Raw genomic sequence first — 15,646 nt, forward strand, 5'->3', positions numbered from 1 at the left:
GGAATGGTACTCATTTGCCGTTCCCTGCTTTTACTTTTTGTTTAAATTAATAATAATCAGTATTATGAAAAAAATAATTTTATCATCTCTTATCCTTTTGTCACACGCAGCTGTAGCACAGTTACCGGTGTGGAGCAATTCTTTTGATACTCCTGCTGATCTTCAGGGATGGACCTTCCATGACCTGAACGGAAACGGAAACGGATGGGTGCAGGGACAGAACATTTATCACAACGGGACTGCTCTTATCTACGGAACTTCAGGCGTCCTCCGTCATTCGATCAATACGGTTCCTACGGGTAATGCTACAGGATTTGCTACAGAAAATGACTGGATTATATCTCCGCAGATCGATCTTACCAACGCAGGAGGAGTACTTACTTTAGCAGGATATATCGGGAGACAGAGGTCTACACATGTACTTGTGAGCAGAGACGTTTATATTTTTGTAAGCACTCCTCAGAAACAGGTTCCGCAATTATCAGACTTTCAGCAGATGGCAACAGATGCGCAGAGTTCCGGAGGTGCACTTTACAGGTTCAATGCTACTGCTGCCAATTTACCTTCAGATCTTACCCAGTATGCAGAATGTCTGATCAATATCTCTGCTTTTGCAGGCAAGAAAATCTATATTGGTCTTTGGTCAAACAGAATCTCATCAGGAGCAGCTTCAAATTCTCAAAATGTAAACATTGATGAGATTTCTATTTTTGCTTCAGTTTTAAAAACAACAGAAACAAAACAAACTCAGAATCTTACGAAAGTAGCAGAAAATCCTGTTTCAGATTTCTTAAAATTAAAATTAAATCCTGGCTTTAAAGAAAAAAACACCACCGTAAGCATATTCAATATGGCGGGTCAGCAAAGTCTTCAGACAAACTTTTCTAAAAGCATAAATGTAACGGATATTCCGGCAGGGCTTTACGTTGCTGTGATCTCTGACGGAATCATCACTGAAAAGGTGAAATTCATCAAAAAATAATCTTCGGGTAAAAAGAATAACCATGAAACTAAAAATACGGTTTGTTTTACAAACTTTATAAGCATATCCAATTCATATTTTTATAATTACCAATTGCCCTGAGCTTTGGGCCGGGGCAATTTTTTTAAAGTTTAAATTTTTATAATTTAAAACAATTAAAATGAAACAACTATTAGCATTTGCAATATTCACTATATTATTTTCCTGCTCAGATACTGACGCACTTGAAGTTTACGATAAGGCTCAGAAGTCTGCACAAATCAATATAAAAGGATTTTCTAAGCCGGATGTCATTCAGATGAGGTTAAACGGAATTCCGGTGACCATCAATGGAAAAGACTCTTACACCGAAAAGATAGAAACCCAGATCAGCTTTGTTCTGGATAAGGGTGAAACTGATGAATTGGGAATTTACAATACGCAGACAGGAGCTCAGCTGGCTAAGTATAATATCAATTACGATAATGCCACAGATTATCAAACCCTGAATTTCTTTAATCTACCGGAGATTTTCCTGAAGGCTTATGCTGTAAAACCACAGGTCAATCTTGGAAAAGTGGGCTTCGAATTTATATTTCCTAACATTGGAGAGTTTTCCGGTTCATCGCTGGAAGGCGTAAAAGGGGTTCTGAAAAGGGAAAACGGAGTGGTATTGGCAGAATTTGACAATATCGGGAAAAAGGATTTCACTGCCGTTAAAATCTATAATTTTTTCAGCACCACTGCACCGGTATTCTTAGAAATCTATAAACCAGGAACCAGTGAGCCGTATTCGGGATCAAATATCATTAAAGTTAGTTTGAAACAGGATATCGGAGCCAATATGATCGTGCTGCAGGAAAAGATGGAAAACGGAGTAGTAGTGGTGAAAGGGGATATTGATGTGGCAGATTATTTATAAGATATAATGCTATGAAAAGCTATTTTAAAATTCCATTACACATATTTCTGATATTATTAATTACGGTTATTTCATGCAACCGTACAGACGATGATGTCCCAGATTTTCCGGAGGGAAGTACAGAGTCGGTAAATCTCTGGGTACAGGATAGTATGAGACGATATTATTACTGGGCAGATCATATGCCTGTAAAACCTGATTATCATTTGCCGGTACAGGACTTTTTTAAAAGTCTTCTTTCTCCGGACGACCGGTTTTCTTTTATAGTAAATACAGCAGATTCTTCCACCTACCCGCGATCCGTAAGAAATATGTATGGTTTTGATTATGCTATTCTGCAATTAGCAGGCGGTCAGGTAGTCACGGTGATCAAACTGGTGCTAAAAAACTCTCCCGCTTTCAACGCAGGTCTGGAAAGAGGAATGGTAATTACCAAGGTAAACGGTCAATCGGTTACAGCTACCAATGCAGAACAGCTGGCTTTATCTATTCCTCATCATACGGTTTTGCAGCTTACGGTTGGAAACTGGAGCAATGCATCGGTTATTAATGAAAAAAATATAACGGTGTATTACGGTTATTCTTTTGAACAGCCTTTGATGTCAAAGATTTTTGAACAGAACGGTAAGAAAACAGGCTATCTTTATATCTATGATTTTCCGGATGGTATGACCTCTTCGCTGAATCAAAAGTTTTCCGAATTCAAGTCTGCAGGAATACAGGAGCTGATCCTGGATCTGAGATATAATTACGGAGGTTCCGTGTCTTCAGCAGCAGCGCTCTGCTCATTGATCCCGGCGGGTATTTCGGCAGATTCTCCATTCATTATTTATAGAGGGAATAAAAATGGTGGCGAGGTAAAAAGAACGTTTTCACAACAGATAGCATACAACTCCAATGGTTTAGATTTCAATGCATTACATGGTAATTCTTTAGGTCTGCATAAAGTGTATATTCTTACTTCGCGCAGCACGGCATCTGCCTCGGAAATTGTTATCAATAATCTTAAGCCTTATCTGGAGGTCATTCAGGTAGGAGATGTCACTTTAGGGAAAGACATGGCAGGATTTGTCATTGAAGATCAGCGAAAGCCGAAGAAAATTTCCTGGCAGATTCATCCTGTTATTTATAAGGTATTTAATTCTGATAATGAAGGAAGCTACAGTAACGGGATTTCACCGCAGATAGCTGTTAACGAATACAGTGACCTGCCGCTACATGAATTGGGAGATCCGGATGAGGTATTGCTTTCTTCGGTTTTAAGTAAGATTTATTCTAAGCCGGCTTATCCGGGGATTTATAAGAGTGAAATAAAGATTCTGTTTGAAAGTGACAGTCCGGTCGCCGGATTTTCAGGATTTACTATTAAATAAATAACAAAATGCAGGGAATTGAACCAAAATTTCACACCAGCCTTACAGAAAGATTAGAATATTACCGCTTTTTGCTGAAGGAAATATCTGAAGATCCGGAGGCTGCTTCGTGCGATGCGATTACCCGGGCTTCTGAATTATCTGCCTTGTATGAAGATTATCTGAACAATAAAAAAAAGCTTGAAAAAAGCATTAAAACCTATAAGCAGACTCATGACGGTCTTCGAAAACTGCTCACTTTCAAGATACGCGAATTAAAACGGAAAGCTACGCACCGCTGATTTAGAATTAGAGATCAAGACTTGGATAATCAGTTTCCTCCACGAAATGACTGATCTATTTTAAAATTTAATTTATAACCGACTGGTCATCATTGATTCAGGAATAAATAGAGAGTTTTTATCATTCCATCTTTAATAATTGCTATATCCATACCTGTCGCAACAGGTTTCTGACCAGGTATACCCAACTGCCAACTGATTTGTTGAATGTTGTGATTTGATCTTGGAGTTTCTGTAAGTATAAATTCAAAATCTGAAGACCAGTCTTTTTGCAGTGCCTGAATAAGATTATCAATTGATTTTGCTCCCACAAACGGTTCACTGTTATCACTTTCATAAAATGTAATATCAGATGCGTAGATTTTTTCCATGAAAGCTTTTCTTTCAGCTGAATTGCGGTTGTTCCATATTAATAATAAGCTGTCTTTTAAAAGAGTTGATTTTTCCATATTATTTGTTGAGGTATCATTTTTATTCTTACCATCAATAAAATTAAGTTTTATTTTCAAATTCCATGACAATTTTATCAGGAAATTATATAAGATTTCACGTAAAATAGTATGTAAGAGGCAGTCGTTCTTTGCAGGAAAATGTTGAAAATTCGGGATTTGATCGTGTTGGATAATTTCCATGAAAAATAAGAATCAGTTGTCAGAGAAATATTAAGTATTATTTAACAGACCTGTAACAACGCAGTAATATTAAGAATTTAGCTTTGGCGAATCAAAAATCTAATCCATCAATTCTACCTTATGAAAAACTTTTTACTGGTGCTGTGTTGCTTCCTCACACACTTATGTTTTAGTCAGACACTGGTTCCTTATTTACAGAACCCGACTCCCAATTCAATGATTGTCAACTGGAAAACATCTTCCAATAACGAGACTACCGTTTATTACGGGACTTCACCTTCCAATCTCAGTGTTACCGTCACCGGAACCACCAATATTTTTTCGGATACAGGTTACAGCAATAATTACTACTATCACACGGCAAAGATTACCAATCTTCAACCCAATACAAAGTATTATTATAAAGTAAAAACAGGAACGAGTGAGTCTTCGGTATACAATTTCCGCACCCTTCCTCTGCCGGGACAGGCTGTTACTGCAAATGGTAAAATCAGATTTCTGATCATGGGCGACAATCAGCTGAAAAACGAACCCAGATACGATTCTCTAAATCTTCACGCTTATAAAAAAATAAAACAGCGATTTGGTGCAACGGCAGATCCTTCAGACAATATTGCTCTGACTTTTATGGTTGGAGATCAGGTAGATGTAGGAACACTCGATCATTATGAAAATGTTCATTTTAAGAAAAACCAGAAACTTTCACCATACCTTCCGATACAAACCACGGTAGGCAATCACGAAACCTACGGAAGTTTAGGAATGAGCTCTTACTACGCCCATTTCTTTATTGATGAACTGAGCTACAAAAACATCAGCTCTGGAAACGAAAACTACTATGCACAACAGGCAGGAAACGTTCTTTTTGTAAGTTTAAGTTCCGAACATACAGGAGCTGCACAACAGACCTGGCTTCAGCAGATTCTTGCTGCCGCTGCTGCAGATAATACTGTACATTGGATTATTTCTCTTAGCCACAGACCTTATCAGGCTGAGCAATACGTTGGAGACATTTCTACATGGGTAAGAAACACAGCTGTACCTTTGTTGACAGCTTCTGATAAATATTTAATGCATATCGGTGCTCATCATCATCTGTATCACAGAGGACAGCTTAAAAACTCACCCAACTATCAGATTATTTCCGGTGGAACGGCGTGGGATCAGTATTGGGGAATGTCTAATGAGCAGGATTTTGACGATGTGCAGAAAACGCTTACCGACTGGACTTACCAGATCATTGAAGTAGATGTCATCAATGGTAAAGTGGATGTGGAAAGTTACTCAATCGGAAGTATTTACAATCAGAAAAACAGTGTAACTGTTGACAGTTTCCACCGGTATAAAAACCTGGCAAAACCAACAAAACCTGCAGTAACCAATGTTTTTACCGCACCAGTAACCTTACCTTTGACACTGAATGGGAGCGCTTTCTCAACCACAACTTCAGAACTTTTAAATACAACACAGTTTCTTGTCAGCAAAACTGCAGACTTTTCGGTTATTGATAAAGAATTTTACCGAGATTATGAAAACTGGTTTGGGAAAGAAGGTACAGGAAATCCTGATGTTACAAAAAACCTGAATGCAGGAATAGATATTACAAAAGCAACCATCGCAGCCAATTCAATCACCAATGGAGTTTACTATGTAAAAGTACGCTACAGAGACAGAAATCTTGAATGGAGCGACTGGAGTGATGTAAAACAGTTTGAGGTAACAGGAAGTGTGGTATCCAATCCTGCATTGGTTTTAGACAAAACCGAATATCTTCAGAACGAAGCTATCCTTGCAACTTACACAGACGGGCCCGGAAATCAACAGGACTGGGTTGGAATTTACAAAAAAGGACAAAATCCTTCTGCTGTAACTTCTCAGGGATACAAATATACCAACGGACAAACTTCGGGTACAGCCAATTTCAATAACGGTCTGCCAAACAAAGGGCAATATTTCGCAGGATTCTTTGCCAACAACGGCTATACCGAAATCACCGGCAGAAAAAGTTTCTATGTAGGACCGAAAGTCGTTTTGCAGACAACAGCCAGTTCTTATCCGGTAGGAGGAACTGTAGTGATCAACTACACCAACGGACCTAACCTCACCAATGACTGGATCGGAATTTACAAAATGGGACAGGTTCCGGGGTCAGCAAATCCTTCTGCGGCTTGGAGCTATGTAACCACCGCTGCGGGAACAAAAAACTTTACTGGGTTACCAAAAGGATACTATTACGCAACCTATCTTTTAGAAGACGGCTATACACAAATAGGAGAGAAGGTGTTCTTTAAAGTAGGTGATATCGTTACAGATCTATGGATCAACAAACCAGTCTATACTTTGGGTGAAAATATCACTGCATCTTGGACAGATTCTCCGGGAATCATAAAAGACTGGCTGGGAATTTACCCTCAAAGTGTTCAAATTCCGAATGACCAGTTTACCTCATACACGTATTTTGACGGAGTTACACAAGGCACAAAAACCATTACCGGAAATGTAAACGGTGTTCCGACCACAACCGGTAACTATTACATGGTGATGTTTACCAACGATTCTTATACAGAAGTTTCGAACAGAGTATCTTTCCAGGTAGTTGGTACACTGGGTACGAATGAAGCTCAAAGTGCTACCGAAAAAAATGTGATTCTCTATCCGAATCCTGCAAAACCGGGACAGCCTACTTTTATCAAAAGTGATTATCCTATTGAGAAAATTCAGCTTTTATCGGCAGCTGGACAACTTTTGTATGAAACAAAAAATATAAATGATCAGAAATTCTCTTTAGTAAACGAAAACTTACCTAAAGGTGTTTATTTTGTAAAAGTACATACCAGAAAACTATTTACTTTAAAACTTATCGTAGAATAATCTCATTTAATTTTAAACTAAAAAAATCCAATCTGTAATTCATAGATTGGATTTTTTGTATCTTAAATTAATTAAGAATATCAAGTAATTGGATGGTTTGAAATTAAAGCTCATAACCTTATAAACAGATTTTTGAGCTAATTACAAAGCATCAATCACCGAAAGTTTCATTAATCTTTTCGATGTCTACACCTTTATAATTCATGTAAAGATGAGCATGAAATTCATTAAGCTTTTGAAGTGTTTTCAAAAGTTCTTTTTTTTCTGCATTATTCAGCGTTGCCGACAAGACTTTTGATGTCTGATTGACCTTTGCTACCGACTGATGAAATATTTCTTCTCCTTTTTTTGTCAGATTCAGTCTTTTGCTCCGTTTATCATCTTCATCATTTTTTTCTTCTACAAATCCTGCTTCCAGAAGTCTTTTGATAATCTGAGTTCCGGTTTGTTTTTCGTGACCATTTCTTTCAATCAGTTGAATTTTTGTCAGATGAGGTTCATCTTTTAAACGGTAAATGTAAGTGAATTCTTCATTCGCTAAATCCGGAAAATCTCCCAAACCTTTTCTTATCAGCAGTTTCGAATATCTTCCCAACAAAAGAATCTGTTTGCAGATTTCGTTCTCAGTAAAAGAAACCTGATGATTTTCATTTTTAAAAAGCTTGGTCGGGCTTTCAGAAGAATACTTTTTATCATTCATCCACCTACGAAAATCTTCCACATCAGAATTGGGTTTATATATGTCAGAATTCTCAAATTCTTTCACTTGATGGAGCAGATCTATGAAAAAGTCGGTTTGCATAATTAATTTTGGTAAAGATATCAGTTTGTTTTTTCATGACAATTATAATTTAACATTACCCATTCCACCGTCGATTCCGATGATTTGTCCCGTTATCCAGGAAGAATCTGATGACAGTAAAAACGCAGTCATTTTCGCCATTTCCTGCACATTTCCAATTCTCTGCAAAGGATGTCTTTTGGCCGAAGCTTCACGTTTTTCAGGAGTTGATAAAAGTTGAGAAGCCAGATGGGTATCTGTCAAAGAAGGGGCGATTGCATTCACTCTGATTTTTTGAGCAGACAATTCTGCAGCAAGACTTTTAGTTAAGCCTTCAACAGCACTTTTACTTGCAGCAACCGATGCGTGAAAAGGCATTCCTAATTTTGCAGCAACTGAACTGAATAATACGATCGAAGCACTTTCAGACTTTTTCATATTCGGAAGCAATTTTTGAATACATTTAACTGCACCCAGAACATTGATTTCAAAATCATTTTTAAAATCATCTTCAGTCAATCGGCTGAATGGCTTCAGATTAATACTTCCGGGAGCATAAACCAGTCCGTCAACAACATCAGGGAAATTGATGTCATCAAAGTTTCCTTTGAGAATATCTAATTGATAGAATTCAATATCAAGAGCCTCAACTTCAGGATTCTGAGTTTTTGAAATACCGATAACGTGATTGTCTTCTGATAAAATTTTTGCAGTGGCAAATCCTATTCCCTGTCCGCAACCGATGATGACGATGTTTTTCATTGGTTTAAATTTAAATTAATTTAAAAAAAGTTAAATCAAAAGTTTAGCGTTTTGAGATTTTATTATGACTGATCACTCGTTGTCTGCTGCATTTGAACCGATCGATTTCCGGATTTCTTTTCATTAAATGTTTCTGACTGACTCCCGAATTCACCCTTTTTCTCCAAAGCCGAAAACTTGACGGCTTTAGTTCGGTTCTCATCAGTTCGATGACTTCAGATTCACTTATTTTAAACTGAAAATCAATTGCTTCAAACGGAGTTCTATCTTCCCAAGCCATCTCAATAATCCGATCTGTTTGCTGTGCATCAAATTTTTTCTGCATTTTTATTCTGATTTTTGTTTCTTCTGCATTTTTCGCTGCAATATTTCACATCGTCCCAGTTTTTCTGCCATTTTTTTCTCCAGTTGAAAGACAATCCGCAGACTTCACAGATCTTTGACGGTAAGTTGGCAGGCATTTTTATTGAATAAAATTTTTATACTGATTGATCACAATGTCTTTCGCTCTCAGATCGTGCATCATATTGTAGAGCCCAAAAAACGTTCGATTCAGATAAATAAAATGCTTTGATCCTCTGTTGGCATTCATTCCTTTCATATCGCTAAGTTTTGCATAACGCTGTCCGAGATCTGCAATTTCCTGAAAGAAAGATTCGTCAGAAAAATCAAATTTTTCTGCATTGAATGGTCTTGTGAATAATTCTAAAAGCTCATGAAATAATTTGGTGAAAAAAACCTGTTCTTCAGAAGAATCATCGTGACGCAAAATCTCAAGTTGATACAATTTTTCCCTGAAAATATCAGGATTATTTAGCTTTTCTTTTTTCGCCAATTCAAAGTAAGGTTTATAAAAATCATTCGGGATTTCTTTGATGCATCCAAAATCAATCACCAGTAATTTTTTGTCATCCGAAACGAGGAAATTTCCCGGATGCGGATCTGCGTGTACTTGTTTCAGAACGTGCATTTGGTACATATAGAAATCCCAAAGTGTCTGTCCGGTCTTGTTGAGGTCTTCCTGAGAATTATTTTGTTTTGTGAATTCGGAGAAATGTTTCCCATTCATCCAATCCATCGTGATGATTCTTTCACTGGAGAATTCCGGATAATATTCAGGAAAATCAAGATTCGGAAGATGACTGCACTTTTGAGAAATTTCCTGACTTCTTTTAAGTTCCAGATCGTAGTCTGTTTCCTCAAACAATTTATTTTCTACTTCCTGAAAATAAGATTCTGAACCTTCTTTTCTGATATTAAACATTTTCATTGCAATCGGTTTTACCATTTTCAGATCACTCGAAATGCTTTCTCTCACTCCCGGATATTGGATTTTTACCGCAAAGTTTTTACCATTTTTTTTCGCTTTGTGAACCTGACCGATGCTTGCAGCATTGACTGATTCTGGTGTAAACTCATCAAATAAGTCTTCAGGATTTTTTCCAAAATATTTTCTGAAAGTCTTCTTTACCAAAGCTCCGGAAAGGGGAGGGACGGAAAACTGCGACAGTGAAAATTTTTCTACATAAGCCTGCGGAAGAATGTTTTTTTCCATGCTCAGCATCTGAGCCACTTTCAATGCAGAACCTTTCAGTTCTTTTAATGAATCATAAATATCAGAAGCATTGTCTTCGTTTAATGTTTTCAGCGCTTCATCTTCATTTTTATCTTTTATGATTTTGTTTCCGTAATATTTGATATAGTTGACACCGACTTTTGCACCTGCCTTCAGCAAACTGCCTGTTCGTTCTAATTTTCCTGTAGGTATCTTATTGAGTGTTTTCATCTGCAAATTTCTTTTTTTACGAATTTCAAATTGAAGTTGTTTTTTAATGATATTTTATCTTGCTTTTCTGAATTTTTCTTTAAATAAAAACTTACCCAGATCAACAACTTTACGCAAGGGCTCGTTATCCATCAGTTCAAAACCTGTGTCGATTGTTTTTTCAATGAAAATGTCTGTCTTTTCAAACGAGGGCGATGTATCTTTTTTCCAGAATTCGATGGCGGAAACCAGATGAAGCCACAATGCTTCTTCTCTCGCTTTTTCGTGAAGATTTTTTAGGTCTTCCTTCGACTTTCTGATCATTTCCCAATCATTAAAATCTAATGTTCTGACGAAATTTCTGTGAGTTTCTTTAAGCTGATTTGAAATTTTAGCCGAGTGCAATTTGTCATTCCCCAGAATCATTAAAACCAATGATCTGTTCATGGTCATATTTTCAAAGAAGATGAAATAGACGTTGAGCAATTTTTCTTTTGAGGTTATCTCATCCGAACTGTTGACTTCCCAAGCCAACTCTACAGACTTGTCAAAGAGGTTTACCAACATTTGCTTTTCGATTTGCTCAAAGCCCGAAAAATAATCGTAGAAATCTTTCTCTTCAAACTCATTATCTTTTGCAAAACGGTAAACGTTTTTTGGTCTTTCACCATGATTCAAAATATAATCGCCATACAATTCAAATATTTTATCCTGCGTAATCAGATTTTTACTTTCCATTTTAATCTTTTATTTATAAGCTAAATTAGTAATTAATTTTACTAAAATTTAAATTAAAGTATTTTATATTTAAATATATAACATTCAGATTTTCAATAATTATCAAGTACTTTAATTTAATCGGGAACCTTTGAAATGCTGTCGAGTATTTAAAAGATTCTTTTTTACCATATGGTAAATTATCTGTAAGGAATATAAAGTATCTTTAGTTTATGAAAGATTTTATTGACTATATTCTGCAGTTTGGCAACTTAAACAGACAGCAGATTGACCTTATCACCAGCAAAGCAACGATGCTTGATCTTCATAAGGGAGAATACTTTTCTGAAGCAGGTAAAATCCCAAATCGGGTGGGGTTTATCTTGGAAGGGGTCGTACGTTTCTGCTATTATAACAATAAAGGTGAGGAGATCACTCATCATTTTATTGATGAGAATAATTTTGTTTCTGACCAGCAAAAATTTGAAGCACAAATGGTTGCTTCAGATTATATACAGGCTGTTACGGACTGTAAGTTGCTTGTTTTCTCAAAGAAAGACTGGGATGAAATAGGCAATACGATCGTCGGTTGGCATTCTATTACAGGTCTGATCCTAAAAAACTGTCTTTTAAAAACGATTGAAAGAAGAAGCCCGTTGATTTCAGAAGATGCGACTACCCGTTATTTATCGTTTCTTGAAAAGTTCCCGGCTCTTGTCAACAGAATACCTCTCTCGTATGTTGCTTCTTATTTGGGAATAACGCAGCAATCACTAAGCAGGATAAGAAAAAATATCAGATAAATCACTTTTTACCATTTGGTAAACATTTTCTTTTTTGAGAAGTCGAAATTTGTATTATTAATTTTAAAAGATAAAAAAATGGACAAAAAAGTAGTTTTAATTACAGGTACAAATAGTGGATTCGGATGGCTTACTGCCAATAGTGTTGCAGCTTTAGGGCATAAAGTGTATGCTACTATGAGGGATACAGACGGAAAAAATGCCGATAAAGCAAAAGCCTTGGAACAGATAGAAAATATAACTGTTTTGGATTTGGCACTCACTGATGAGACAAGTATAAAAAATGCAATCGACACTATTATAGCTAAAGAAGGAACCATCGATATCCTGGTAAACAATGCAGGTATATCAATGTTTGGTGTGGCGGAAAGCTCTACTCCTGAGGATTTACAACGAATGATTGATGTCAATGTAATTGCTCCATGGAGACTGATGAAACTGGTATTACCTTTTATGCGTAAACAATCGGAAGGTTTAATTATCAACGTTTCCAGCGGATGGGGTAGATTCTCAGCTCCTTTTTTTGCAATGTATGGTGCATCAAAATTCGCTCTTGAAGGTTTGAGCGAAAGTCTACATTATGAACTGCGACCATTTGGAGTTGATGTAGCCATTATTCAGCCAGGCTCGTTTCCTACCGAAATGTCTCAAAAAGTTCAATTTGGCTCTGACGCATCCGTTGCTGATGATTATAAAAAGATCGCTGATATTCCGGATAAAATATTTGGGGCAGTTGGTAAAATGTTTGAAACGGTAAATCCTGATCCGCAGGAGGTTGCAGATGCGGTCGTAAACCTGATCAATTTACCGAAAGGACAAAGACCGCTGAGAACAGTTGCTGACCTCACGACGGGAGAAATTGTAAGAGCTGCCAACGACGCTGTGGCTGTTGAATATGCAAAAGTATTAACAGCATTTGGAATGCAGGATCTTTTAGCCTGAAAATTTTGATTTTAAATAATCAATAAAGGTTGATAAGATGATTCCCTTTTGACTCTGATTCCTTTTAAAAGAATGTCAGAGTCAAAAGGGAATTATTTTTCAAAAATATAAATCTTCCGAATAAGTTTAAGATCCTTTTACAATAGCATGATAACTTATGATTTGATTGTGAAAGACTTGAGATTATTTCGGTATTATTGAAACGGCAAAACCACCGCTTCGAGCCATTTTAAAATTAATTTTTGACCGATCCGTTATGACCTTTTTATAAATCCTGTAGCTTTGCGGGTTGTCAATATAGTCGGCATCTTTTCCATCTTCGTATATTGTGGCTTCATATCTTCGGTTTTTCCCTAAAAAAGAAAAATCTAAAGTGTAACTCCGTTGATTTTCATCTGTGATACCACCTACAAACCACGTTTCTTTACCTTTTGCCTTTCTGGCGGTCACAATAAAGTCACCGGGCTCTGCAGACAGAATTTTTGTATCATCCCAATCTGCGGCTACATCCTTTATAAACTGAAATGCGTCCATATGTTTTTTGTAGTTTTCCGGTAAATCTGCTGCCATCTGTACCGGCATATACATTACTACATAGAGTGCAAGCTGTTTTGCAAGGGTAGTTTTCACAAAACGCTGATCTCCGGGAAAATAGTAATTTAATCGGGTCTGGAAAATACCGGGTGTATAATCCATCGGTCCGCCTACCCATCTGGTAAAAGGAAGAATAGTCTGATGATCAGGGTTGTTTCCTAAAAAAGCTTCATGCTCTGTTCCACGCGCAGCCTCTGCCGATACCCAATTGGGATATGTTCTGCTTTCTCCGCCCGGTCGTACAGACTCATGTGAGTTGACCATGATTTTATATTCATCAGCCTTCTCCACAATTCTGTAATAATGATCAATCATCCATTGAGAATTATGGTGCTCACTTCTTGGAATAATATCTCCCACATAACCTGTTTTTACAGACTGATAGCCATATTTGTTCATCAGCTGAAATGCTTTATCTGCCCACCGCTCATAATTGGTGGCAGAACCGGAGGTTTCATGATGCATAATAAGTTTCAGACCTTTAGAATGAGCATACTCATTAAGCATTTGAATATCAAAATCAGGAGTTGGAGTTATGAAATCAAATACAAATTCCTTCGAATGGTTGATCCAGTCTTCCCAACCGATGTTCCAGCCTTCAACAAGCAGACCGTCGAAGCCGTTTGATGAGGCAAAATCGATATATTCTTTCACTTTTTGATTATTAGCTGCATGTTTTCCGTTAGGTTTTATTGTTGAGTAGTCTGTTTCTCCGATGCGGATATTGGTTTTTGGTTCCCCATATGCCCATTGTGATTTTCCGATGATCATTTCCCACCATACTCCCATATATTTTGTGGGTTTGATGTAAGAGGTATCGGTATATTTTGTGGGCTCGTTGAGGTTAAAAAGCATTTTAGAATCAAGAATTTCTTCAGCTTTTTGGGAAGCAATTATGGTTCTCCAAGGGGTAACGGAAGGCGTTTGAATATATCCCTTTGCTCCCTGTCTGTCGGGTGTAAGATGTGTTTTAAATTTAAAATTTTTTGTATCAACTTCAAGGTTTGAAGCAGGATAGTGCAACACTGCCGCTTCTGCAATGTTTATGTACAGTGGCTCTTTGCCTTCCTTTTTTAACATAAGCGGCGATTGAACAGCATCCTTAATCAATGTCTGTGAAGAATGCCTGTCAAAAGCCTGATCCCATCTTGCCGGAATTTCAGAAATCAGGGTTGTCTGATAAGGGTATTCGTGTGAGTCGTAGTCTCCTACGATCCACCACGCCTTTAGGTCAGCAGGAAAATCAAATTCTGAATCTTCTTCAAGGATTGTAAAATAATTCAGGTTTTTCTGTTTGGGAAACTCGTATCTGAATCCCAATCCGTCATTAAACAGCCTGAATCTTATAACAATATTTCTGTCTGTGATAGTCTGTTTTAGAGTAACAGCCAGCTCATTGTAATGGTTGACATAGCTTTTCTTTTCGCCTAAAACGGGTTGCCAGGATTCGTTTTTAGAGCTGTAATTTTCATCCGTTTTTATAAAACCTTTGTTCAAATGAGATGTTTCATCCACAGGTTTCGAACTTATCGGAATAGTTCCTGTATCATTCAGTAATCGCAGCCCCATTTTAGAATCTTCGATAACTGTACTTCCGTTTAAGTTTAGATTATAATAAGGAATTCCTTCCGTGACGTGGAAATTCATCACAAATTTTCCGTCAGGTGATTTTAAAGTCTGAGCTCCGGTATTAGCAAAGACTGTTAAAAGCAAAAACACTTCAATTGTAAATTTTTTCATAAGTAAGATTTGGTATATTTAAATTATCAAAATTTTAACCAAAATATATGTCTGGTTAAATATCCTGACTTAATATTATCATGAATGTCAAATTCCTATTTGCTGGGAATCGTGTGATTTATCAGAAAAAATCGCTTTATAGCCTTAAAATTTTGTTGAATAGACTTTGAAAAATATTCATGGATATGACAAAAAACGGATACGGCAGAATAGGAGAAGTCTTTTGAATCAAATTAGTTAGACAGAAACAGACGCTTTAAGAAGTAATAATATAAAACAACCCTTTCCGGCAGACAGAAAGGGTTATTAAAAATTTAGAATAAATTGCGATAAATGTGTAATCAATTTCTTAATACTGAATGACTTTAATTATACCAAAATAACGCTATGACTATGATCATAAGAGTTGTGCGAACTATTGTTTTAAATTGTTCACACTTAATCACAGTTATATATGAAATATTTATTATGCTTCAGCCATTTATCATGGAATTTTGTTTAT

Annotated in this window: 15 protein-coding genes; 7 read left to right on the forward strand and 8 right to left on the reverse strand. The window is 36.7% G+C overall.

Annotation, left to right across the window (positions count from 1 at the left end):
- Positions 1 to 64: 64 nt before the first annotated feature.
- The 4 genes from AC4FQ5_RS18105 to AC4FQ5_RS18120 all read left to right on the forward strand — a co-directional run bounded on the left by AC4FQ5_RS18105 (position 65) and on the right by AC4FQ5_RS18120 (position 3,537).
- Positions 65 to 982, forward strand: a complete 918-nt coding sequence (locus AC4FQ5_RS18105) for a choice-of-anchor J domain-containing protein (RefSeq protein WP_491145605.1) — start codon at positions 65 to 67, stop codon at positions 980 to 982.
- A gap of 160 nt (positions 983 to 1,142) precedes the next feature.
- Positions 1,143 to 1,883 (forward strand): hypothetical protein, encoded by a 741-nt coding sequence (locus tag AC4FQ5_RS18110; RefSeq protein WP_491145607.1) that lies wholly within the window; start codon positions 1,143 to 1,145, stop codon positions 1,881 to 1,883.
- A gap of 11 nt (positions 1,884 to 1,894) precedes the next feature.
- Positions 1,895 to 3,256, forward strand: coding sequence for a S41 family peptidase (locus AC4FQ5_RS18115; protein ID WP_491145609.1), 1,362 nt, complete (start codon positions 1,895 to 1,897; stop codon positions 3,254 to 3,256).
- Between the two features lie 8 nt (positions 3,257 to 3,264).
- On the forward strand, positions 3,265 to 3,537 hold the full coding sequence (locus AC4FQ5_RS18120) for a hypothetical protein (RefSeq protein ID WP_491145611.1): 273 nt from the start codon (positions 3,265 to 3,267) through the stop codon (positions 3,535 to 3,537).
- Positions 3,538 to 3,626: 89 nt separating this feature from the next.
- On the opposite strand, the gene AC4FQ5_RS18125 is transcribed toward AC4FQ5_RS18120, so the two are convergent.
- Positions 3,627 to 4,046, reverse strand: a complete 420-nt coding sequence (locus AC4FQ5_RS18125; protein ID WP_491145613.1) for a hypothetical protein — start codon at positions 4,044 to 4,046, stop codon at positions 3,627 to 3,629.
- Positions 4,047 to 4,289: 243 nt separating this feature from the next.
- Between AC4FQ5_RS18125 and AC4FQ5_RS18130 the strand changes: the two genes are divergently transcribed.
- Positions 4,290 to 7,040 carry a fibronectin type III domain-containing protein gene (locus AC4FQ5_RS18130; RefSeq protein WP_491145615.1) on the forward strand — a complete coding sequence of 917 codons (2,751 nt, stop codon included), beginning with the start codon at positions 4,290 to 4,292 and terminating at the stop codon, positions 7,038 to 7,040.
- A gap of 151 nt (positions 7,041 to 7,191) precedes the next feature.
- On the opposite strand, the gene AC4FQ5_RS18135 is transcribed toward AC4FQ5_RS18130, so the two are convergent.
- The 6 genes from AC4FQ5_RS18135 to AC4FQ5_RS18160 are packed head-to-tail and all read right to left on the reverse strand — an operon-like array spanning position 7,192 to position 11,086.
- A complete protein-coding gene (locus tag AC4FQ5_RS18135) occupies positions 7,192 to 7,842 on the reverse strand; it encodes a MarR family winged helix-turn-helix transcriptional regulator (RefSeq protein ID WP_491145617.1) in 651 nt (216 codons plus the stop codon).
- A gap of 42 nt (positions 7,843 to 7,884) precedes the next feature.
- Positions 7,885 to 8,583: an SDR family NAD(P)-dependent oxidoreductase gene (locus tag AC4FQ5_RS18140; RefSeq protein ID WP_491145619.1), complete on the reverse strand. Its 699-nt coding sequence runs from the start codon at positions 8,581 to 8,583 to the stop codon at positions 7,885 to 7,887.
- Between the two features lie 43 nt (positions 8,584 to 8,626).
- Positions 8,627 to 8,908: a TIGR03643 family protein gene (locus tag AC4FQ5_RS18145; protein WP_491145621.1), complete on the reverse strand. Its 282-nt coding sequence runs from the start codon at positions 8,906 to 8,908 to the stop codon at positions 8,627 to 8,629.
- Entirely contained in the window at positions 8,892 to 9,044 is a 153-nt protein-coding gene (locus tag AC4FQ5_RS18150) for a DUF2256 domain-containing protein (protein WP_491145622.1), read from the reverse strand. Before AC4FQ5_RS18150 ends, AC4FQ5_RS18145 begins: the two co-directional genes overlap by 17 nt.
- A 2-nt stretch (positions 9,045 to 9,046) precedes the next feature.
- On the reverse strand, positions 9,047 to 10,369 hold the full coding sequence (locus AC4FQ5_RS18155) for an ABC1 kinase family protein (RefSeq protein ID WP_491145624.1): 1,323 nt from the start codon (positions 10,367 to 10,369) through the stop codon (positions 9,047 to 9,049).
- A gap of 54 nt (positions 10,370 to 10,423) precedes the next feature.
- The gene (locus AC4FQ5_RS18160; RefSeq protein WP_491145626.1) at positions 10,424 to 11,086 is read right to left on the reverse strand and encodes a TetR/AcrR family transcriptional regulator; all 663 of its coding nucleotides are present in this window, start codon (positions 11,084 to 11,086) and stop codon (positions 10,424 to 10,426) included.
- A gap of 212 nt (positions 11,087 to 11,298) precedes the next feature.
- Here AC4FQ5_RS18160 and AC4FQ5_RS18165 point away from each other — a divergent pair, with 212 nt between their 5' ends.
- Together AC4FQ5_RS18165 and AC4FQ5_RS18170 are read left to right on the forward strand one after the other, a co-directional pair.
- Positions 11,299 to 11,868: a Crp/Fnr family transcriptional regulator gene (locus AC4FQ5_RS18165; protein ID WP_491145628.1), complete on the forward strand. Its 570-nt coding sequence runs from the start codon at positions 11,299 to 11,301 to the stop codon at positions 11,866 to 11,868.
- A 78-nt stretch (positions 11,869 to 11,946) separates the two neighbouring features.
- On the forward strand, positions 11,947 to 12,810 hold the full coding sequence (locus AC4FQ5_RS18170; RefSeq protein ID WP_491145630.1) for an SDR family oxidoreductase: 864 nt from the start codon (positions 11,947 to 11,949) through the stop codon (positions 12,808 to 12,810).
- A gap of 183 nt (positions 12,811 to 12,993) precedes the next feature.
- Here AC4FQ5_RS18170 and AC4FQ5_RS18175 read toward each other — a convergent pair whose 3' ends face one another.
- Complete coding sequence (locus tag AC4FQ5_RS18175) at positions 12,994 to 15,144, reverse strand: glycoside hydrolase family 97 protein (protein ID WP_491145632.1); 2,151 nt, start codon at positions 15,142 to 15,144, stop codon at positions 12,994 to 12,996.
- Between the last annotated feature and the right edge of the window lie 502 nt (positions 15,145 to 15,646).

The organism is Chryseobacterium sp. DT-167 (assembly GCF_058310155.1).

Bases quoted from the DNA above. Each gene is read 5' to 3' on its own strand.
- AC4FQ5_RS18105 (WP_491145605.1), top strand. From the start codon at position 65: ATGAAAAAAATAATTTTATCATCTCTTATCCTTTTGTCACACGCAGCT.
- AC4FQ5_RS18110 (WP_491145607.1), top strand. From the start codon at position 1,143: ATGAAACAACTATTAGCATTTGCAATATTCACTATATTATTTTCCTGC.
- AC4FQ5_RS18115 (WP_491145609.1), top strand. From the start codon at position 1,895: ATGAAAAGCTATTTTAAAATTCCATTACACATATTTCTGATATTATTA.
- AC4FQ5_RS18120 (WP_491145611.1), top strand. From the start codon at position 3,265: ATGCAGGGAATTGAACCAAAATTTCACACCAGCCTTACAGAAAGATTA.
- AC4FQ5_RS18130 (WP_491145615.1), top strand. From the start codon at position 4,290: ATGAAAAACTTTTTACTGGTGCTGTGTTGCTTCCTCACACACTTATGT.
- AC4FQ5_RS18135 (WP_491145617.1), bottom strand. From the start codon at position 7,842: ATGCAAACCGACTTTTTCATAGATCTGCTCCATCAAGTGAAAGAATTT.
- AC4FQ5_RS18140 (WP_491145619.1), bottom strand. From the start codon at position 8,583: ATGAAAAACATCGTCATCATCGGTTGCGGACAGGGAATAGGATTTGCC.
- AC4FQ5_RS18145 (WP_491145621.1), bottom strand. From the start codon at position 8,908: ATGCAGAAAAAATTTGATGCACAGCAAACAGATCGGATTATTGAGATG.
- AC4FQ5_RS18150 (WP_491145622.1), bottom strand. From the start codon at position 9,044: ATGCCTGCCAACTTACCGTCAAAGATCTGTGAAGTCTGCGGATTGTCT.
- AC4FQ5_RS18155 (WP_491145624.1), bottom strand. From the start codon at position 10,369: ATGAAAACACTCAATAAGATACCTACAGGAAAATTAGAACGAACAGGC.
- AC4FQ5_RS18160 (WP_491145626.1), bottom strand. From the start codon at position 11,086: ATGGAAAGTAAAAATCTGATTACGCAGGATAAAATATTTGAATTGTAT.
- AC4FQ5_RS18165 (WP_491145628.1), top strand. From the start codon at position 11,299: ATGAAAGATTTTATTGACTATATTCTGCAGTTTGGCAACTTAAACAGA.
- AC4FQ5_RS18170 (WP_491145630.1), top strand. From the start codon at position 11,947: ATGGACAAAAAAGTAGTTTTAATTACAGGTACAAATAGTGGATTCGGA.
- AC4FQ5_RS18175 (WP_491145632.1), bottom strand. From the start codon at position 15,144: ATGAAAAAATTTACAATTGAAGTGTTTTTGCTTTTAACAGTCTTTGCT.